At 54.5% G+C, this 19,581-nt stretch carries 18 protein-coding genes; 10 read left to right on the top strand and 8 right to left on the bottom strand.

Annotated elements, in window-relative coordinates; all coding sequences use genetic code 11:
- Nucleotides 1–51 precede the first annotated feature (51 nt).
- Complete coding sequence (gene xdp1, locus C2U68_RS11130; RefSeq protein WP_186289583.1) at nucleotides 52–795, top strand: exosortase-dependent surface protein XDP1; 744 nt, start codon at nucleotides 52–54, stop codon at nucleotides 793–795.
- 85 nt (nucleotides 796–880) lie between these two features.
- Here the strand turns inward: xdp1 and argC are convergent, their stop codons facing one another.
- Nucleotides 881–1,912 carry an N-acetyl-gamma-glutamyl-phosphate reductase gene (gene argC / locus C2U68_RS11125; RefSeq protein ID WP_140912561.1) on the bottom strand — a complete coding sequence of 344 codons (1,032 nt, stop codon included), beginning with the start codon at nucleotides 1,910–1,912 and terminating at the stop codon, nucleotides 881–883.
- Nucleotides 1,913–1,990: 78 nt separating this feature from the next.
- Here argC and C2U68_RS11120 point away from each other — a divergent pair, with 78 nt between their 5' ends.
- The gene (locus tag C2U68_RS11120; protein ID WP_140912560.1) at nucleotides 1,991–2,968 is read left to right on the top strand and encodes an NAD(P)H-quinone oxidoreductase; all 978 of its coding nucleotides are present in this window, start codon (nucleotides 1,991–1,993) and stop codon (nucleotides 2,966–2,968) included.
- A gap of 2 nt (nucleotides 2,969–2,970) precedes the next feature.
- Entirely contained in the window at nucleotides 2,971–3,816 is an 846-nt protein-coding gene (locus tag C2U68_RS11115; protein WP_140912559.1) for a sulfurtransferase, read from the top strand.
- 109 nt (nucleotides 3,817–3,925) lie between these two features.
- Here the strand turns inward: C2U68_RS11115 and C2U68_RS11110 are convergent, their stop codons facing one another.
- The 7 genes from C2U68_RS11110 to ettA all read right to left on the bottom strand — a co-directional run bounded on the left by C2U68_RS11110 (nucleotide 3,926) and on the right by ettA (nucleotide 12,100).
- Nucleotides 3,926–5,221 (bottom strand): adenylosuccinate synthase, encoded by a 1,296-nt coding sequence (locus C2U68_RS11110; RefSeq protein WP_140912558.1) that lies wholly within the window; start codon nucleotides 5,219–5,221, stop codon nucleotides 3,926–3,928.
- 12 nt (nucleotides 5,222–5,233) lie between these two features.
- On the bottom strand, nucleotides 5,234–6,424 hold the full coding sequence (locus tag C2U68_RS11105) for an ATP phosphoribosyltransferase regulatory subunit (protein ID WP_140912557.1): 1,191 nt from the start codon (nucleotides 6,422–6,424) through the stop codon (nucleotides 5,234–5,236).
- Between the two features lie 74 nt (nucleotides 6,425–6,498).
- On the bottom strand, nucleotides 6,499–7,353 hold the full coding sequence (gene hflC, locus C2U68_RS11100; RefSeq protein WP_140912556.1) for a protease modulator HflC: 855 nt from the start codon (nucleotides 7,351–7,353) through the stop codon (nucleotides 6,499–6,501).
- Between the two features lies 1 nt (nucleotide 7,354).
- A complete protein-coding gene (gene hflK / locus C2U68_RS11095) occupies nucleotides 7,355–8,551 on the bottom strand; it encodes an FtsH protease activity modulator HflK (protein WP_140912555.1) in 1,197 nt (398 codons plus the stop codon).
- Nucleotides 8,552–8,718: 167 nt separating this feature from the next.
- Nucleotides 8,719–9,984 (bottom strand): ribosome rescue GTPase HflX, encoded by a 1,266-nt coding sequence (gene hflX / locus C2U68_RS11090; protein ID WP_140912554.1) that lies wholly within the window; start codon nucleotides 9,982–9,984, stop codon nucleotides 8,719–8,721.
- An 11-nt stretch (nucleotides 9,985–9,995) separates the two neighbouring features.
- On the bottom strand, nucleotides 9,996–10,238 hold the full coding sequence (gene hfq / locus C2U68_RS11085) for an RNA chaperone Hfq (protein WP_054758645.1): 243 nt from the start codon (nucleotides 10,236–10,238) through the stop codon (nucleotides 9,996–9,998).
- A gap of 197 nt (nucleotides 10,239–10,435) precedes the next feature.
- Complete coding sequence (gene ettA / locus C2U68_RS11080) at nucleotides 10,436–12,100, bottom strand: energy-dependent translational throttle protein EttA (protein ID WP_140912553.1); 1,665 nt, start codon at nucleotides 12,098–12,100, stop codon at nucleotides 10,436–10,438.
- Nucleotides 12,101–12,297: 197 nt separating this feature from the next.
- On the opposite strand from ettA, the gene C2U68_RS11075 reads away from it, so the two are divergent.
- The 7 genes from C2U68_RS11075 to C2U68_RS11045 are packed head-to-tail and all read left to right on the top strand — an operon-like array spanning nucleotide 12,298 to nucleotide 19,561.
- Nucleotides 12,298–13,716, top strand: coding sequence for a P-loop NTPase fold protein (locus tag C2U68_RS11075; RefSeq protein ID WP_140912552.1), 1,419 nt, complete (start codon nucleotides 12,298–12,300; stop codon nucleotides 13,714–13,716).
- Between the two features lie 56 nt (nucleotides 13,717–13,772).
- On the top strand, nucleotides 13,773–16,277 hold the full coding sequence (locus tag C2U68_RS11070) for an NACHT domain-containing protein (RefSeq protein WP_186289582.1): 2,505 nt from the start codon (nucleotides 13,773–13,775) through the stop codon (nucleotides 16,275–16,277).
- 60 nt (nucleotides 16,278–16,337) lie between these two features.
- Nucleotides 16,338–17,033 carry a TatD family hydrolase gene (locus C2U68_RS11065; RefSeq protein WP_140912550.1) on the top strand — a complete coding sequence of 232 codons (696 nt, stop codon included), beginning with the start codon at nucleotides 16,338–16,340 and terminating at the stop codon, nucleotides 17,031–17,033.
- Nucleotides 17,026–17,775, top strand: coding sequence for a ThiF family adenylyltransferase (locus C2U68_RS11060; RefSeq protein ID WP_140912549.1), 750 nt, complete (start codon nucleotides 17,026–17,028; stop codon nucleotides 17,773–17,775). Before C2U68_RS11065 ends, C2U68_RS11060 begins: the two co-directional genes overlap by 8 nt.
- Nucleotides 17,772–18,176, top strand: coding sequence for a hypothetical protein (locus C2U68_RS11055; protein WP_140912548.1), 405 nt, complete (start codon nucleotides 17,772–17,774; stop codon nucleotides 18,174–18,176). Before C2U68_RS11060 ends, C2U68_RS11055 begins: the two co-directional genes overlap by 4 nt.
- Before the next feature lie 51 nt (nucleotides 18,177–18,227).
- Complete coding sequence (locus C2U68_RS11050; protein ID WP_260839319.1) at nucleotides 18,228–19,157, top strand: SAM-dependent methyltransferase; 930 nt, start codon at nucleotides 18,228–18,230, stop codon at nucleotides 19,155–19,157.
- An 11-nt stretch (nucleotides 19,158–19,168) separates the two neighbouring features.
- The gene (locus tag C2U68_RS11045) at nucleotides 19,169–19,561 is read left to right on the top strand and encodes a hypothetical protein (RefSeq protein ID WP_140912547.1); all 393 of its coding nucleotides are present in this window, start codon (nucleotides 19,169–19,171) and stop codon (nucleotides 19,559–19,561) included.
- The last annotated feature ends 20 nt before the right edge of the window (nucleotides 19,562–19,581 follow it).

Genomic DNA, 19,581 nt, shown 5'->3' with positions numbered 1-19,581 from the left:
CGGCACAGACAATAACGGAAGAAAATGAATTCAAAAAATTGCGAGGACTCTATGATCCGGAAATATTTGGCTATCACAACACTGCTGTTGACACCGTTTGCGGCAAACGCCACAACATGGACCCTCGGGGGGGCGACACCCGCAGGTATTACAAGCATCAACGCGTATTCAGTAGGAACCAGTGCGACTTCGACTTTTGCTTCCGCGACCGTGGGAAAATATTCCGGTGGACTAGGTGTAACAACCAGCGGCGAAAGCACAACCTCGCCTGAGCACGCAACCGACAACGTAGGCAATATCGAAGCGCTGCTTTTTCGGTTCGACTCCGACACAATTTTAGATAAATTAACGATAGGCTGGCCATCGGTGACTTCCGGCTACGATTCAGACATCTCGGTCCTGAGATACACTGGAACGCTGACAAACAATGCACTGCCAACCGATAGAGACATTAGCAACGAAAAAATTTCAGATTTGCTCGCTCGCGGCTGGGAATTTGTCGGTAGCTACAATACGGCTCAAAATGTTGTGGAAGACATCAACCCTAACAACCTGTCATCCAGTTTCTGGTTGATTAGCGCTTATAGCAGCACTTGGGGTACCGGCAAAGGCGATCCATCGACCGAGCTCACCAATAGCAACGACTATTTCAAATTAGCGTCTTTGGTCGGCACTACTGCCAGCACCTCCCCAGGCCCTGGCGCCAGCGTTCCGGAACCTACCAGCTTGTTACTGTTGGCAAGCGGCATATTTGGCTGGCGGATCAACAGCAAAAAGCGAACCCTCACCGCTTAAGCAGCTGCAGGCTCTCAATTAAAAACAAACCGCCTGTCCGGATTGTCCGGCAGGCGGTTTTTTATTGCTCAAATTTATCTAAATCTCAAGGATAAAGCGCAACCGTTTCAAGACCAGCTGCTTCAGCCAAACCAAACATCAGATTCATGTTCTGCACGGCCTGCCCCGAAGCGCCCTTCACCAGATTGTCGATCACCGACAAAACCACCACCGTATCTCCGCCCTGCGGTTGATGTACTGCAATCTGGCAGCGGTTGCTGCCGCGGACATTACGGGTGTCGGCATGGCTACCGGCGGGTAACACGTCGACGAAGCGTTCTTCCCGATAACGTGCTTCGAATAGCGCCTGTAAATCCGCAGCGCGACCATGCAAACGCGCATAAAGCGTGGCGTGAATCCCACGGATCATCGGCGTCAGATGCGGCACGAAGGTTAATCCCACCGCATTGCCTGCGACACGCGCCAATCCTTGCCTGATTTCCGGCAAATGGCGATGGCCGGCAACCGCATAGGCTTTGAAACTTTCGCCGGCTTCACTCATTAACGACGATATCTCCGCCTTGCGCCCGGCACCGCTGACGCCGGATTTGACATCCGCCACCAATCCATTCGCATCTACAATCCCAGCTTCCAGCAAGGGCAAAAAACCCAATTGCACAGCAGTCGGGTAACAGCCGGGACAGGCAATCAAGCGCGCCTGCTTGATCTGCTCCCGGTTTACCTCCGGTAAACCGTACACGGCCTCATCGATCAAACTCGGACTGGCGTGTTGCATGCCGTACCATTTCTCCCATTCGGCCGGGTCTTTAATCCGGAAATCGGCGGATAGATCGATGACTTTGACACCCCGTTCCAGCAACGCTGCCGCCATCAACATGGCCGTGCCGTTCGGGGTCGCGAAGAATACCACGTCGCATTCCTGCAAATACTTCAGTTCCGGCGGACTGAATTGCAAATCGCAATACCCTCGCAAACTGGGATACAACTGATCCACCCTCGACCCGGCATCGGCGCGGGAGGTGACGACTGTGACATCCACCTGCGGATGCAACACCAAAATTCTTAATAACTCGACGCCGGTGTATCCCGTACCGCCGACAATACCTGCTCGTACCATGGGTTCTCTCGAGGAAACTATACTTCTGCTAAATTGGGCCGCATATAATACGACACTACTCCAGCAATCCTTAACATCATGCGCGCCGTTCAGCTTCAAACCAACGCCGATACCACAGAACTCGTCGTCAAGGACTGGCCGCAACCGTCTCCGCGCGAGAATCAAATTCTGATCCACACCAAAGCCGCCGGCATCAACCGGCCGGACCTGGTGCAGCGCCAGGGCCTATATCCGCCACCACCGGACGCCTCCCCCATCCTGGGTCTGGAAGTTGCCGGCACTGTAGCCGAAATCGGCAGCGCGGTAACCGGGTTTAGTGTCGGCGATCCGGTCTGCGCTCTGGTCACCGGCGGCGGTTATGCCGAATATTGCCTGGCCAGTGCCTGCTGTAGCCTGCCGATACCGCGCGGATTCAGCTTTATCGAGGCCGCCGCACTGCCAGAGACGTTTTTCACGGTTTGGAGCAACGTTTTCGACCGGGCCGGATTGCAAGCTGGCGAATCGCTATTGGTACATGGCGGCACCAGCGGCATCGGTACCACGGCAATCCAACTGGCAAAAGCCTTCGGTAGCCGCGTCGTCACGACAGCCGGCAGCGACGAAAAATGCCGGCGCTGCCTGGAATTGGGTGCCGACCTTGCCGTGAATTACCGGCAACAGGATTTCGTCGAAGCCGTGCTGGATTTCACCGAAGGTAAAGGCGTCGACGTGATTCTGGACATGGTGGGCGGCGATTATTTGCCGCGCAATTTAAAGAGCTTGGCGATTGACGGCCGCTTGTTGCAAATCGGAATTCAGCGCGGCGGCAAGGCTGAAATCAATTTGGCCGCGCTGTTGATGAAACGTCTGACGCTGGCCGGTTCGACCTTACGCTCCCGTAGCGACGAGTTCAAAGCCAACATTACCGGGCAATTGCGCGATAAAGTCTGGCCATTGCTGGAATCCGGCCAAATCAAACCCGTGATAGATTCAGTCTTTGCGCTAGCCGAGGCCGACCGCGCCCACCGGCTGATGGAAAGCAGCCAACACATCGGAAAAATCATTTTGGAGCTATGAGCATGACTTACACCACGCTGATTTCCGCCGCCACTTTGGCGGCCAATCTCGACAATCCGAATTGGCGGATATTCGATTGCCGTTTCTCGCTGGCCGATAGCGCCGCCGGCTTTAAATTCTACCGGTCGGGCCACATTCCCGGCGCAGTCTATGCCGACTTGAACCAAGACTTGTCGTCCCCGGTACAAGCTTACACCGGCCGCCACCCGCTACCGAACTTCGATTCGCTCGCCGAAAAACTGGGCAAATGGGGAGTTAACAACCGCAGCCAAGTCGTGGTCTACGACGATGCCGGCGGCGCCTTTGCCGGCCGCATGTGGTGGCTGCTGCGCAGCATGGGCCATACTCAGGTCGCAGTGCTCGACGGTGGCTACGGCCACTGGCGCAAACAAGGTCTGCCAACGGCGACAGCGCTGCCGAAAATCAGCGCCAGCGCGTTCCGCGCCTATCTCGATAACCGGCAATGGCTTGGCGCAAGCCAGGTCGAAACCGGCCTGGCGAGCCGCAGCATAATATTGGTCGACGCCAGAACTCCGGAGCGCTTCCTCGGCAAAGTTGAACCGATCGACCCGGTGGCCGGCCACGTGCCGGGAGCGATTAACCGGCCGTTGCAATCCAATCTGGATCGAAACGGCCTGTTCCTGGCCCCTGACCAATTACGCCAACAATTTACCGATTTGATTTCGCCTTTTCCGGCAGAGCGAGTGGTGCATATGTGCGGCTCCGGCGTAACCGCCTGCCATAACCTGTTGGCGATGGAAATTGCCGGACTCGGCGGATCGAAATTGTACGCCGGCTCTTGGAGCGACTGGATCCGTAACCGGAACCGGAGTGTTGCCAGCCGTTAAGCAGTGGCAGGACCAACGCTACCGCGTTAGTTCGTATTGAGAAACGCGCCGGCGTGGCTTCGCAGCAGCCCAGCCGGCGACTTTCGGAGCAGGGTCGTATCCGCCAGGATCAAGCCGCGAACGGATTTTCCAGGACGATGGTTTCGTTGCGATCAGGACCGGTGGACAATATCGTGACTTTGACGCCGACCAATTGTTCGATCCGGGCGATGTAAGCCTTGGCATTTTCCGGTAATTGCGCGAAATCGGTAATCCCGGCGGTACTACCGCTCCAACCCGGCATTTCCTCAATCACCGCCTCGCAAACGGCGTATTGGTCGGCGCCCAACGGCGCCGTTTCGGTGATTTGGCCGTCAATTTTATAGGCGGTACAAATCCCGATTTTGTCCAGACCGTCCAACACGTCCAGCTTGGTCAAACAGATGCCGGTCAAGCTGTTCAATTGGGCTGATTTACGCATCGACACCGCATCGAACCAACCGCAACGGCGTTTACGCCCGGTGGTAGCGCCGAATTCGTGGCCCTTCACGCCCAAATGTTCGCCATAACTGTCCATCAATTCGGTCGGAAACGGGCCGTTGCCGACCCGAGTCGAATAGGCTTTGGTAATGCCCAGAACGTAATCCAACGCTAACGGCCCAACGCCGCTGCCGGTCGCCGCGCCACCCGCGGTAGTATTGGAAGAGGTCACGTACGGATAAGTGCCGTGGTCAATATCCAGCAGTGCACCCTGCGCGCCTTCGAATAATACGTTGTTTCCTTGCTGTTGGTGGCTATACAGCGCCTCGCCGACATCGGTCAGCATCGGCTTGATGATTTCCCCCAAACGCAAGGTGTTATCCAGAATTTCTGCATAGTTGACCGGTTCGGCCTGGTAATAATTGACCAACATGAAATTATGGTATTCGACCAGCTCCTTCAGCCGGGCGGAAAATTCCTCGCGATTGCGCAAATCGCCGGCACGCAAGCCGCGACGGGCCACTTTGTCTTCGTAGGCCGGACCGATGCCGCGACCGGTCGTACCGATCGCTTTGCTGCCGCGCGCCTTTTCCCGGGCCTGATCGACAGCCACATGGACCGGCAGAATCAAGGCGCAGGCTTCGCTGACTTGCAACCGGTTCCTGACCGGTACGCCCGATTTTTCCAGTATCTCGATTTCCTTGAGCAAGGCTTCCGGACAAAGCACCACACCGTTACCGATCATGCATTGCACTCCGTCGCGCAAAACGCCGGACGGAATCAGGTGCAACACGGTTTTTTCGCCGTTAATCACCAAGGTGTGGCCGGCGTTATGGCCGCCCTGAAAGCGCACGACGGCCGCTGCCTGCTCGGTTAAAAGATCGACCAGCTTGCCCTTGCCTTCATCGCCCCATTGCGTGCCGATAACAACTACATTTTTTCCCATACTTTTCCAACCTTAAACTAATGGTTTAACGACCCAGCGTTGATTCTGATTTTGTAAAACTGCGTTGCAGCCCAGTTGAGGGGCCGCATCGGTTTGCCCCGGCAATTGCTGTATGACGACCTCGCCCTGAGCACGTAAATCTCTGATGGTTTGCAGCAGATCGACATCCTCGCCGAACGGCGCATAAACCACTTGTCTGGCACTATCGATATCCTGGAACATGGCTGCCAATACCTTAAGATCGGCACTAAACCCGGTAGCGGCCCGAGCCCGGCCGAAACGTGCCCCGATATTGTCGTAGCGGCCGCCGCGGGCAATCTCCTTACCCAAAGCCGGCACGAAGGCGGCGAACACCATACCGGTGTGGTAATGGTAACCGCGTAATTCCGCCAGATCGAAACTGACGCTCAAGCTGGGAAAATCGCGCCGCAGTTTGTCGGCTATGCCGCGCAAGTCGGTCAAGGCATCTCCAATGATGCCGCTACAGGGCAAGCCGGCCAGCAAACCGTCGGCCTTGTCCAATACTTCTCTGCCGCCGTTCAATTTAGGCAACGCATTGAAAATGGCCTGGAAGCGTTCGTCGAGCGCAAAGCCGGCCAACAATTCCACCAATTCCGTTCTGGCTTTACGCTGCAACACGTCGAACAATTTCGACTCCTGTTGCTGGTTCAAGCCGGCTTGTTCGGCCAGCGCCCGGTAGATGGCAACGTGGCCCAAATCCAAATGTACGTTTTGCAGCCCGCTGATCGCCAACATTTCCAGCATCAAGCGGATCACTTCGTAATCGCTTTCCAGTCCGGCGTGGCCGTATAGTTCGGCGCCGATTTGCATCGGGCTGCGGCTTTTTTCCAACGGGTCGCCTACGGCGTGCAGCACGGTTCCGGCATAACACAAGCGGGTAGGACCGTCGTGCTGCAGATGGTGGGCGTCGATTCGGGCAACTTGCGGGGTCATGTCCGCGCGTACCCCAAGCATTTCCCCGCTGAGTTGGTCGGTCAGCTTGAAGGTCTGCAAATCCAGATCGTGGCCGGAACCGGTCAGCAGCGAATCCAGGAAATCGACGAAGGGCGGTATTACCAACTGATAACCCCAACAGGCAAAAGTATCGAGCAGGGTTCTGCGCAATTTTTCCAAATGCGCCGCTTGCTCCGGCAGTACCTCTCCGATGCCTTCGGGCAACAGCCAGTTGTCTTTTCTTTGCATTTTTTTGTCTATCCCAATCACAGCAAACGCCCCGCAGAGCGGGGCGTCTGATCGTGCAGTGTCAGATTGATGGTTTACTTCTGATTCTTGAAATACTTGAAGAAATCGGAGTTCGGTTCCAACACCATGATATTTCCGGACTTACCGAGCGCTTCTTTGTAGGCGATCAAACTGCGGTAGAAAGCAAAAAAATCGCTGTCTTCGCCATAGGCCTTAGCGAAAATATCCGCAGCCCTAGCATCGCCCTCGCCGCGCAGCACTTCTGAATCGCGATAAGCGTTGGCCAGTATGATTTCGCGTTGCTTGTCGGCATCGGCACGAATCCGCTCTGCAGCCTCGGAACCTTGGGAACGAAACTCGCGCGCTACCCGCGCCCGCTCCGCTTCCATCCGTTGGTATACGGAGGTGCTGACTTCGCTAGGCAAGTCGATGCGCTTGACTTGCACGTCGACAATGTTAATTCCCAAGCGTGAGGCGTGCGGCGATACGTTGGTGATCAGCGAATCCCGAATCGCGCTACGGTCAGTGGAGACCAGTTGCCTGATCTCGCGTTTGCTAAACTCGCTCCGGGCGGCATCCTTTATAATCTGGTCCAGGCGGATATTGGCCTGGCCCACGTCACCGCCCACCGTAGTGTAGAAGGTTTTCACGTCGCCGATTCGCCATTTGACGAAAGAATCGACGATAACGTTTTTCTTCTCGGCAGTCAGGAACCGTTCCGGCGTCGCGTCCATCGTCAGAATACGGGCGTCGAATTTTTTGACGTTATTGATGAACGGAATCTTCAGGTGCATGCCGGGCTGGAAGTCGGTACCGACGATTTCACCCAACTGGAACTTAATGACTCTTTCGGTTTCGCCGACGGTGAAGACCGACATCGACAATACGACCGCCAGCACACCGACGGCAACTAATATCTTGTTTCCCATGTTAGCGTCCTCTCACATCGCGTTCGCGGCTGGATGCACGAATATCGTTCCTACTCTCTTTGACTTGAGGCGCGGGCGCTGTCACCTGTTCGTGAACCGGTGTCGGTGCCGGCGCAACGTCATCAGCACCCTTAGTCACCAGCTTTTCCAACGGTAAGTACATGATGCTGCCGCCGGATTTAACATCCACCAACACATTATTCGATTTACCAAGCACTTGTTCCATTGCTTCGATATACATACGCTGTTTGGTAACCGCCGGCGCCTTTTTATACTCGGTGAGCAATTGCGAGAAGCGGCTGACGTCGCCGTTGGCTTGAGCAATCACCCTCTCCTTATAAGCTTCGGATTCCTGCACGATACGCGATGCGGCACCCCGAGCCTTAGGCACTACGTCATTGGAATAGGCTTCGGCTTCGTTGATCAGGCGTTGCTTGTCTTCGCGCGCCTTGATAGCGTCTTCGAACGAACCCTGTACCTGTTCCGGCGGTTGGGCATCCTGCAAGTTTACGCTGGTGATCAGTATGCCGGTTTTGTAGGCATCCATGACCGACTGAATTTCAGTTTTGATTGCGGCAACGATTTCGCTACGACCTTCGGTCAGCACAAAATCCATATCGCTACGGCCGATAACGCCGCGTTGCACGCTTTCGGTAACTTGCTTCAAGGTCGAAGCCGGATCGAGAACGTTAAAGGCATAATCCTTGGCGTCTTTGACTTGGTATTGCACAGCCAAACGCACATCGACAATGTTCTCGTCTTTGGTCAGCATCATCGCCTCTTTCGGCACTGAGCCCATGGCCTGCCCGCCGCCGGAACGGTAACCGACCTCAATGAAGCGTTGCTGTTCGACATTGATAACTTGCACTTGCTCGATCGGTGACGGGATATGCCAGTTCAAACCGGGCTGCGTGGTCGCAACGTAAGCACCGAAACGGGTGACGATACCGCGAGTACCCTCATCGACGGTATAAAGTCCGCTCAAACCCCATAATGCCAGCGCGCCAGCAGCCAAAAAGCCGATACTTTGCATCGACGGGCCACTGGGAGAACTGTCGCCGCGTTTGCCGCCGCCGAATATACCGCCCAGTTTGTCCTGCAGGGACCGGATCACTTCGTCCAGATCGGGAGGATTATCCTTTTCGTTGCGACCACTCCAGGGGTCTTTTTTATCACCGCCGGGCTCATTCCAAGACATACCAAACGCTCCAATAATTGGATTTGCAAACTCAAAATTCGACTCGCCATGTACCGCAAAGCCGGAATTATGTTTCAGGAACAGCGCGCTGCTTCCGAAAGCGCGCCATTCTATCTCAAATTACCATTAACCGAGAAAATAACTAGGTATCGAAAACGGTTTCCGGATCAGGCTAGCGCTTCGACCCGGATATGTTTCAACAGGCCCAAATGCTTTTTATCGATTTCTATTGTCAACTCGCAGTCGCCGTGGTCGTCGGTGACATCGTTTATTATTCTGACAAACGCAAACAGCTTGGCTTTCAAGCCGGCCTGCCCTGCCGGCAGATAGCATTTGCGGATCACTTTGCTGCTGGCGAACAGTTCACTCAATGCCTGTTGCAGTAAATCGCAGCCGACACCACTCTGCGCCGATATCCAGACGCTGACCGGCCGACCGTCGGCGTCGTAATCGATATGCGGTTCGAGATCGTCGAGTAAATCGATCTTATTGAACACTTTCAGCTGCGGTATCTTACCGGCACCGATATCCTCCAACACCTGGTTGACCTGGACAATGGTGTCGTCGCGATCTTCCGCAGCCGCATCGATCACGTGTAGCAATAAATCGGCCTCGGCCGCCTCCTGCAGCGTGGAACGGAACGCCGCAACCAATTCGTGCGGCAAATGGCGGATGAAACCTACCGTATCGGCCAGGATGATCTCGCTACCGTTTGCCAACGGCAACTGCCGCAGAGTCGGATCCAAGGTCGCGAACAACTGGTCGGCCGCATAAATCCCGGCTCCGGTCAATGTGTTGAACAAGGTCGATTTGCCGGCGTTGGTATAACCAACCAACGACACAGTGGGAATTTCCGCCTTTTTCCGCTTACTGCGGCTTTGATGGCGCTGCTTTTCGACTTTCTCCAGACGCTGCTGGATTTGCTTGATCCTGACCGCCAGCAAACGCCGGTCGGTTTCCAACTGGGTTTCGCCGGGACCGCGCAAGCCGATACCGCCTTTTTGCCGCTCCAGGTGGGTCCAACCGCGAATCAATCGAGTAGACAGATGCTTCAACTGCGCCAGTTCGACTTGCAACTTGCCTTCGAAAGTCTGCGCGCGTTGCGCAAAAATATCCAGAATCAAGCCGTTACGGTCGACCACCCGCACTTCCAGCGCCTTTTCCAGATTGCGCTCCTGGCTGGGCGACAAAGGATGATTGACGATGATAATGTCGGCCTGGAGTTCGGCTACGGCGACCTTGATTTCGTCGAGCTTGCCAATGCCGACGAAATATTTGGGGTCCGGCCGGTGGCGGCTGCCGGTGACCACATGAATCGGTTGGGCACCGGCGGATTTGGTGAGTTCTTTCAGCTCGTCGAGATCTTCTTGTCCGACTTGCAAATTCAGGTGAACGAGTATCGCCCGCTCGCCCGCATCGGGACGTTCAAACAAAAATAAACCTCTTAGCTCTCGTCGCTAGGCTCGGCATCACGGTGCATATTGACGTTCTTGCCGGGGACGATGGTGGAAATGGCGTGTTTGTAAACCATTTGGTTGACGGTGTTTTTCAGCATCACCACATACTGATCGAAAGAATCGACGCGACCTTGCAGCTTGATGCCATTCACCAAGAAAATCGACACTGGGGTATGCTCTTTTCTCAGGGCGTTCAAAAAATTGTCCTGCAAGTTTTGTGCTTTCGACATCCTATTTCTCCTTATTATTGTTCGGTGCGCTATTAATACATTAACCGCTACAACCACCGATTTCAACCGGACGGCAGCGGCTTAAGAAAAAACTAAAATCAAGTTTGGGACAAACCAGCGCTATTTCAAGTTCAAGGCCCACATTAATTGGCTATCGGGTCCGCCGCCATTGTCGGCAACGAACCCTTAACTCGGACTTAGCCGATTTTTTTGTATTTGATCCGGCGCGGATTATCGGCGTCGGTTCCCAACCGGCGATGACGGTCGGCTTCGTAATCGGCGTAATTGCCTTCGAACCAGACCACCTCGCTGTCGCCTTCGAACGCCAGCATATGGGTGGCAATCCGATCCAGGAACCAGCGATCGTGCGAGATCACCACAGCGCAACCCGGAAAGCCCAGCAACGCCTCTTCCAGTGCTCGCAAAGTTTCGACGTCCAAATCGTTGGTCGGCTCGTCGAGCAGCAAGACGTTACCGCCACTTTTCAACAGCTTGGCCAGATGTACGCGGTTGCGTTCGCCGCCGGACAAGTCGCCGATGCGTTTTTGCTGATCCGCCCCCTTAAAGTTGAAGCGCCCGCAGTAAGCGCGCGACGGCGTTTCGTACTTGCCGACCGTAATCATGTCCAGACCGTCGGAAATCTCTTCCCAAACAGTTTTGTTGTTATCCATATCGTCGCGGAACTGCTCGACGTAGGACAACTGCACGGTTTGGCCGAAATTAAACGCACCTGAATCCGGCTGCTCCATGCCGGCCATCATTTTAAACAGCGTGGTTTTACCGGCGCCGTTCGGGCCGATAATCCCGACGATGCCGCCCGGCGGCAATTTGAAGCTCAAGTTGTTGATCAACAAGCGATCGCCGAAGCCTTTGCTGATATTGTCTGCCTCAATCACCACGTCGCCCAGGCGCGGTCCGGGCGGAATATAAATTTCCTGAGTTTCGTTGCGCTGTTGCACTTCCACCGACGACAACTCTTCAAAGCGGGCCAGACGCGCCTTGCTCTTGGCGTGGCGACCTTTCGGATTCTGCCTTACCCATTCCAATTCGGCCTTCATGGCTTTCTGGCGAGACGATTCCTGCTTCTCCTCCAGCTCCAGACGTTTTTCCTTCTGTTCCAGCCAGGACGAATAGTTGCCTTCCCAAGGAATACCCATGCCACGGTCCAGTTCCAGAATCCAGCCGGCGACGTTATCCAGAAAGTAACGGTCGTGGGTTACCGCAACGACGGTACCGGTGTAATCGTGCAGGAAGCGCTCCAGCCAGGCAACCGATTCGGCGTCCAAGTGGTTGGTCGGCTCGTCCAGCAACAGCATATCGGGTTTGGACAGCAACAAGCGGCACAACGCGACGCGACGCTTTTCGCCACCGGACAGCTTGTTGATGTCGGCATCCCAATCCGGCAATCGCAGCGCATCGGCGGCAATTTCCAGTTGCCGATCCAGGTTATGGCCGTCACAAGCGTTGATGATGTCTTCCAATTTGGCCTGTTCGGCGGCCAATTTATCGAAATCGGCATCCGGATCGGCATAGGCCGCGTAAACCGCATCCAGTTTTGCCAGCGCATCCTTGATGTGCCGCACGGATTCTTCGATGATGCCGCGCACGTTTTTGGTCGGATCCAGCTGCGGCTCTTGCGGCAAATAGCCGATGTTGATGCCCTTCAGCGGAATCGCTTCGCCTTCGATTTCCTTGTCAACGCCGGCCATGATCCGCAGCAGCGTCGATTTACCGGAGCCGTTCAAGCCCAACACACCGATCTTCGCCCCCGGAAAAAACGACAGCGAGATGTCCTTCAGGATGTATTTTTTAGGCGGCACCACCTTGCCGACCCGGTTCATGGAGAAAATATATTGCGCCATTGCAGTCTACAGAACGAATAAAAAAGCCATTATACCGTGGCATCTCGGATTTGAATGCCTCCGTTTAAGCCCAGCCCAATTACCGGCCACACCCTATCGCAATCTCACCAAGCATCCGATAGACGTATAATCCCCCCAGCAATGTTAGCCCGTTTGTTATACCGCCCCACTAATCGCGCTTTGACGGAAAAACAATCATGCCCGAACTCAACCATATCGGCCTACTTGACGACGAACCCACACTGCACGACGCGCTTAATCGCCAAGACATCGTCGAAGAGCTGGCCTATCGGATACTGACCTGCCCAACACCGCTGGTATTGGGCATTCATGGCGACTGGGGTGCAGGCAAGACCAGTTTTCTGAAGCAATTGCGAAATTTACTAGACCACACTGAAGAACGGCTGAACGTCGATCCGCAAGTACCCAAATTATTTAATCCAGTCACGGTATGGTTCGATGCCTGGCGCTACCAAAACGAAGCCGCTCCTGTAGTCGCCTTATTGTCCGCGATTCGCGAAGAATTCGGCCGCATAGCCAAAACCGCAAACTGGCTGAAGAAGATTGGCGACGTCACCATCAGAAGTTTACTGGCTATGCTCTCCGACATCGGTAAATTCATCCAATTTGAGGTCATGCCCGATGCGGCAAAAGTTCAGGCATTCGGCGAGCAATGGGAAAAAGACCATCTCGCCAACAAACTTAACACGGACACCGCTTTGGAATTTCTGCAAGAAGCGATCAATATTCTTCTGCGCGGATCAAGCAACAAGAACAACCAATCGCCGACAAGACGAGTCGTGGTTTTTATCGACGATCTGGACCGCTGCGAGCCGGAAGCAGCCTACAAACTTTTGGAAGGCTTGAAAATTTACCTGCACTTGGAAAACTGCGTATTCATATTGGGTATGAATCAACGCGCTGTCGAAGACGCCATCGCGTCACGCCTGCCAAAGAGCCTGGAAAACCAAGACCACATCACCCGCATCCGCGCCGCGGCCTATCTGGAAAAAATCTGCCAAAACGTCTGGCGCCTGCCACTACCGGAAGATCCGGCAAAAATTCTTCAGGGCTGGATCGGCAGTCAAATTGCCAACCATAACAATCCGCCTGTCGACCTCAATCAACTGAACCAGTTGTTTGCGACGGCATTCATCGACAAAAACGGTACTCCGATCAAATGCCTGCCGCCCAATCCGCGCCGGTTAAAAGGCTTGGCGAATTTTTTACTGCGCCACCTGGACTTACTCCCGGCAACCACTGACCCAAATCTGCAAAAACGCGACTTTCGCAACCTCTTGCTGGTGGCTTATGTGTTTCAGTTTCACCACGATTTATTTGTCCGCTGGCAATACGAGCCCAAACTGTACAACCTGTTATTGCGCTGGCTGCGTAGCGAACTTTCCGACGAAACCAAACCCATTTTTCTAAAAGCGCTGCAACTTCCCGAAAGCCTGATCCGCGACGCCAGTACGCCCACCCCCTCCTACAATGTCCAGCCCAACTATCCGGATCCGGGTGAAGCCAATCTGTTCTGGATTGCCCCGTTGTTGCTCGACATGGCGGAACAGCATGTTGCCGCCGACTTTATTCCCTATCTGAAATGCCAATCATGAGTAGTACATCGTTCGCCTTCCCCGAGCCCAGACGCAACTCGGTATTGATTAATTACTTGAGCGAAGTATTGAAATGGCACGGCTACGTCCGTTTTCTGGGCTTACCCCATTTGCAAGAAAACCCGGACGTCGCCATCGACCGGCTCTATGTGCAGCCGCAAGTCTGCACCAGCCCGATTAGCGCCGACACCAACCTGGAAAATTGGCCACAAACCGAATCAGCCCTCGCAGCCTTGGAGCGCGAACGTCGACTAGTGCTACTTGGCGACCCAGGTAGCGGCAAATCAACGCTAATTAACTGGCTGGCCTGGAGCTTTGCCAACCAAATTGACGACCGCTGGTGCCAACGCATGGGGCCCTTGGTCCCAATCCCTATGGTTCTGCGCGAGCTGCATCTGAGCGCGGTCAACACATTTGCCGATTTGCTGTCGGCTTGGTTACGCCACGGCGTCTCTGCGCCGATGTCCGACCATCCAGAAGCATTGGAAAGCCTCTTGGTATCGGGACAAGCTCTAATGTTATTGGACGGCATCGACGAAATCGTCGACCAATCGTTACGCAAGCGCCTCCGCCAAGCAGTCTGGGAAGGGATGCAACGCTACCCGGACTGCGTCTGGTTGTTGACGTCGCGTCTGGTTGGCTACGACGAAGTGCCCTTCGATCGGATTGTCGAATCGAGGGATATCAATACCCTCAGCCACTTCAGCGATCCCTTCGACAGCAAACTCGTCGCTCGCGACGACATACTTGCTCGGATCAGAGAAAAAGGCAGCTTCCAGGCCGACGGGTTCCCAAAACTGCTGTATTTATCTCCGTTCAATGACGCGCAAATCGAAGCGTTTGCTTACAACTGGTATGTGTTACGCGAAACCAGCACGCTAGAGGCGGAGCGCAAAGCGCGCGAGCTTATTGCACGCATACGCGAAAACCCTTACACCCAACGCTTGGCCCGCACCCCTAATTTGCTGACGATGATGGCGTTGATCTATCGCGTACTGGCCAACTTGCCGCATGGCAAAGCCTTGCTTTACGAGGAAATCGCCAAGGCCTATCTGCAATCGATAGACGAGCATCGCCGCCTGAACACCAGCCTGGATTTCCCGCTAGAGCAAAAAAAGCGTTGGTTGGCGCACGTCGGCTTCCAGTTACAACTACGCCGTAACGAAAGCAAGCAGAACGAACCGTCGGACCAAGCGATATTGGCCGAGGAAAACGAGGTACTGGCCTGGATCAACGCGGCGATGGCCGATAGCAGCTATGCCGCAGACCAATCCTTTGCAACTGCCTACCTAAAATTGATCGGCGAACGTAGCGGCCTGCTGTTACCGCGCGGCGAAGGTCGCTACGCTTTTATTCACTTGTCGTTTCAGGAATATTTTGCCGCCCTTTATTTGTCGGAGCTGATTATTAGTCCGGAATGGACTGCCGAGGGCCATAGCGACATCAATCCGAGCATCGATCGCGATTTTTTACGGAATATTGCGAACCAACCCCAATGGACCGAAACGTTGGTGTTCCTATTTGAAATATGCGCCAGCAAATATCCACGCTGGGTCAAAACTTTGTTTCGTGATTGTTTTTATTTCGACGGCCTACTGCTAGGCCCTACAAATCCGAGTCGCTGGATCGAAAGGCGTAAGCAGCTCTCGGCACCCCGTTTGCTGGTCAAACTTATTATCGATCTCCACTCTGGATTGTCCGAGGAGTTGCGAAAAGATGCGGTTTACCGTTGTCTGGATCTAGCTGGCGAGGCTGGCGACATCACGAGCACATTGCTCTACGCCGGCAACTCCAACAACTCAGGCGACCTGCCTGGACGAGTAGCATATTGGGCTCGCAACTGGCTATCAGAACAAAAACATCTCCGAACCCTGAGCCTAAGTGGTCCAGTTGTTGACGACTTATCGTTACTTACAGGCATAGATTCTATCGAAGAACTGTTTCTTATTTTGGTACAAGCCAGCGACTTTAGTCCTTTGGCAAGCTTACCCCGATTGAAGACACTTCATCTATGGCAACCTAATTCGCAGCATTTTGACTCTTTCTTTCATTTGACCGGCATAGAGTGCTTAACTCTAACTTCCGATCGAATTTACGACCTAAAGCCTATCACCCATCTTAAACGGCTAAAAGATTTAATGTTACTCCGATGCCCGGCAGTTACCGATGTAGGTCCACTAACTGCCTTAACCGAATTGGATAGTTTGAGCATTTTGAGTTGCCATGGAATCCAAAATCTTGAACCACTGAAACTCTTGAACAATCTTCAGATTTTAATATTGGAAAGCACACCCATAACGGATTTAAGTCCTCTCAGCAAATTATCCAAACTGAAAACAGTCATTATTAGGAATACCAAAATTTCCGACCTAGCGCCTTTGAGCGGAATAAAGGAGCTTTTCCGCCTCGAAATTAGCAACAGCCTTGTATCCGACCTAAGTCCGCTAATTAACCTGCCGAATCTCAGATATCTGGACCTAACCGGCTCACCAATTACAGATTTCTCTCCTTTGGCACATCGCCAAGACTTGAAAATAATTGGCATGCCAAGCAATGGCTAGCCGACTTGATCGAATTTGAGCTTACTCGCCATACGGCAAACTTGTAGCAGCGACAAAGCGATGTTAATGCCACATCCGCTGATTGACATACACTGCCACGCGGACCGTCCAGCAACCGGCTGCCGGATTTCAAGCCTGGATATCAGCACCGTTGTCGACGGCCTCTATTTGCAATCGGAAACAGCGGAGCCAAATCGCTATGTCAGCATCGGCATCCACCCCTGGTTCATAGCGCGTCAACCGCTTGAACAGTCATGGCAAAAGCTACAAGCCCTATGTATCGATCCGCAAGTCATTGCCATCGGCGAATGCGGCCTGGATCGCTGCACAGACGCCCCACTGACGACACAAAGCAAAATATTTAGCTGGCAAATCGAACTTTCGGAACGCCTCGGCAAACCGCTGATCGTTCATTGCGTCCGCGCCTTTGCCGAATTATTGGGGTTGCGCAAAGCGTTTAAACCGGCCCAGCCCTGGATTATCCACGGCTTCAGCGGCAAGCCGGCACTCGCGCAACAGCTGATCAAACCCGGCTGCTATTTGTCCTTCGGCAAAGCCCTGCTCAAACCCGACAGCCGGGCCAGTCAAACCCTGCCGACCATCCCGTTGGATCGGCTGTTTCTGGAAACCGATGCCGCCGATGACATCAGCATCGCGCAAATCTACGCGGCTGCGGCTAAAATACTCGGCCTCGATGTCGGTGCGCTCAGCGCCGAACTGCACCGTAACTTTACCCGCGTGTTTTTGCATGACTGATTTAAGCTGGCTGTCCCGTACCGAATTGCTGATCGGCAAACCCAAGCTGGATAAGCTCCAGCAATCCCATGTATTGGTAGTGGGCATGGGCGGCGTCGGTTCATTTGCTGCCGAATTCATCTGCCGGGCCGGCGTCGGCGAGATGACCATCGTCGACGGCGATGTGGTCGACCCCAGCAACCGCAACCGCCAGTTACCGGCCTTAGCAACGACCCACGGCCAATCCAAGGCCGACATCATGGGCGAGCGTTTATTGGCGATCAATCCGGATTTGAAACTGCACATCCGCCACGAATTCATCACCCCGGACACCGCCGCCGAACTGTTGAACACCCATTACGATTACATCGTCGACGCCATCGACAGTCTGACGCCAAAAATCCATTTAATCCGTGCCGCCAAAAGCCGCAAGATGAAGATCGTCAGCTCGATGGGCGCCGGCGGCAAGATGGACCCGACCCATCTCAAGGTGGTGGATATTTCCAAGACCTATAACTGTCCGTTCGCCCAGTTCATCCGCGTCCGCTTGCGCAAACACGGCATCAGCCGCGGCGTAAAGGTGGTGTTTTCGCCGGAAGTGGTGAATAAAGATTCGTTGATGTTCACCGACGGCAGTAATTACAAAAAGTCGGCCTACGGTACGATTTCCTATTTGCCGGCGGCGTTCGGCGGGGTGTGCGCCTCGGTGGTGATCCGCAACCTGATCCACGATCCGGCCCACAGCCATAAACATCAAGTATGAACAACCATAAACCCAGCGGCAACGGCATGACGGTCGGCTTTGCCCAAAGCAGCCGACTGCGGGAAATGCGCGAAAAAGCGTTAGGCGCCACAGCGCCCTCGCCTGCTCCCCAAACATCAAAGCCCGAAACCAGCCCCGACGACGCCAAGCTCAGCCCGGAATTACTCCTGGCCCGGCGCTTGATCGATCAACGCCTGGCCGAGTTGCTGGCAACCTTGCCGCCCGGCAAGCAAAACAGTTTGTTCCGCATCCGTTTCGGCCTGGAACTCAGCCAAATCAAAGCGTTGCCGATTCGGCAGGTGTTCGGCAAGCTGAAGATTGCCGACCCGCAATTGCCGCCGCAGTCGCCGGCCATGAAGCGCATCGGCGATCTGAATTATAATGGCCAATCTTGCGGCTAATACCGCGCCGCACTTTTGCTTTTAGCCCGCTCTCACGCCATCCAGCCATTCATGTCAGCTACGATCTATACCCTAGAACCGAACCAGGATTACCGCGACCAAAGCCTCCGCCACGGCGCCGAGCTGTCCACCGCCGAACTGCAAGCCGACGCGGCCAAGCATTACGACGACTGCTATCACGATTATCTGTTCGCCTGGTGCAACCGCGACAACCTGGCCTTGCACTACGGCTATTGGGACGACGCCAAACCTTACGACCAGCATCAGGCCCTGCTGAATAAAAACCAGGTGCTGTACGACAAAGCCGGGATACAGCCGGGCGACCACGTGTTGGACGCCGGCTGCGGCATCGGCGGCAGTACGATCTGGATGGCCAAACAGCGCGGCAACCGGGTCACCGGCATCACCATCAGCGCCAAACAGGCCGACTATGCCCGCGACCATGCCAAGCGCCACGGTGTAGCCGAATTGGTGGATTTTCAAGTGGCGGATTTTTGCGCGACGCCGTTCGCCGATGCCTCGTTCGATGTGGTCTGGGCGCTGGAAAGCTCCTGTCACGCCCTGCACAAGGGCGATTTTTTAAAAGAAGCCTGGCGGTTGTTGAAACCGGGCGGCCGCATTGTGGTCTGCGACGGCTTTGTGTTGCAACGCCAGTTCAGCCCCGAGCAATGGCAAGCCGTCGTCACCTGCCTCAACGGCTGGGCCGTACCCAATTTGTGCGGCCGCGACGAATTTACCGGCCTACTGCAACAGCAAGGTTTCGCCGACATCGTCTGCCACGACATCACCGCGCAAACCCAGGCTTCGGTCGAGCATATGTACAAGGTAGCCAAACGCCTGAAACCGGTCCAAACTATCAGCCAATGGTTGGGGTTGCGTTCCAAGGCCCAAACCGCCAACTATTTGGTCGGCTTAGCACAGTACCAATTGTTTACTGAAAAACTGACCGAATACTGCATTTTTACCGCGTACAAAAACTAAAAGAGCCGTTCATGTTGTTACCGCGTTTGAATTGGATACCGTTGCTGGTGTGCCTGGCCGGCTGCGCCAGTGCGCCGACCAACAGCGGGATGGACAGTTTCGCCGACTATGCCGAGTCGGTGTTCCGCCATCAAAACGCCATCATCAGCCGGTTGATGATGCTGAGCGATTCCGATCTACTTCCGGATAGCGATAATTTCGAAGATACCGAACAGGCCATGCACGACGCCTGCCATCTATTGAACGAATACGCAGAACACGAGGCGGACGGCGAGAGCATGGGCTTAAGATTCAAAGCCAAAGTTCGATCCAGTATCGAGGGCTGCGACGCCAGCGTACAGAAAATGGAAGGACTATTGTCCAATATCGACCCATCGCCAGTCCCGCCGCACGGCCAACGCTAAGCGCCACGCTTGATCCAAAA

It is taken from the genome of Methylomonas koyamae (genome assembly GCF_006483455.1).
GTDB lineage: Bacteria > Pseudomonadota > Gammaproteobacteria > Methylococcales > Methylomonadaceae > Methylomonas > Methylomonas koyamae_B.
The sequence above is the reverse complement of the archived record's forward strand: the minus strand, read 5'-3'. Positions and strand labels throughout refer to the sequence as shown.

Bases quoted from the DNA above. Each gene is read 5' to 3' on its own strand.
- xdp1 (WP_186289583.1), top strand. From the start codon at position 52: ATGATCCGGAAATATTTGGCTATCACAACACTGCTGTTGACACCGTTT.
- argC (WP_140912561.1), bottom strand. From the start codon at position 1,912: ATGGTACGAGCAGGTATTGTCGGCGGTACGGGATACACCGGCGTCGAG.
- C2U68_RS11120 (WP_140912560.1), top strand. From the start codon at position 1,991: ATGCGCGCCGTTCAGCTTCAAACCAACGCCGATACCACAGAACTCGTC.
- C2U68_RS11115 (WP_140912559.1), top strand. From the start codon at position 2,971: ATGACTTACACCACGCTGATTTCCGCCGCCACTTTGGCGGCCAATCTC.
- C2U68_RS11110 (WP_140912558.1), bottom strand. From the start codon at position 5,221: ATGGGAAAAAATGTAGTTGTTATCGGCACGCAATGGGGCGATGAAGGC.
- C2U68_RS11105 (WP_140912557.1), bottom strand. From the start codon at position 6,424: ATGCAAAGAAAAGACAACTGGCTGTTGCCCGAAGGCATCGGAGAGGTA.
- hflC (WP_140912556.1), bottom strand. From the start codon at position 7,353: ATGGGAAACAAGATATTAGTTGCCGTCGGTGTGCTGGCGGTCGTATTG.
- hflK (WP_140912555.1), bottom strand. From the start codon at position 8,551: ATGTCTTGGAATGAGCCCGGCGGTGATAAAAAAGACCCCTGGAGTGGT.
- hfq (WP_054758645.1), bottom strand. From the start codon at position 10,238: ATGTCGAAAGCACAAAACTTGCAGGACAATTTTTTGAACGCCCTGAGA.
- ettA (WP_140912553.1), bottom strand. From the start codon at position 12,100: ATGGCGCAATATATTTTCTCCATGAACCGGGTCGGCAAGGTGGTGCCG.
- C2U68_RS11075 (WP_140912552.1), top strand. From the start codon at position 12,298: ATGCCCGAACTCAACCATATCGGCCTACTTGACGACGAACCCACACTG.
- C2U68_RS11065 (WP_140912550.1), top strand. From the start codon at position 16,338: ATGTTAATGCCACATCCGCTGATTGACATACACTGCCACGCGGACCGT.
- C2U68_RS11060 (WP_140912549.1), top strand. From the start codon at position 17,026: ATGACTGATTTAAGCTGGCTGTCCCGTACCGAATTGCTGATCGGCAAA.
- C2U68_RS11055 (WP_140912548.1), top strand. From the start codon at position 17,772: ATGAACAACCATAAACCCAGCGGCAACGGCATGACGGTCGGCTTTGCC.
- C2U68_RS11050 (WP_260839319.1), top strand. From the start codon at position 18,228: ATGTCAGCTACGATCTATACCCTAGAACCGAACCAGGATTACCGCGAC.
- C2U68_RS11045 (WP_140912547.1), top strand. From the start codon at position 19,169: ATGTTGTTACCGCGTTTGAATTGGATACCGTTGCTGGTGTGCCTGGCC.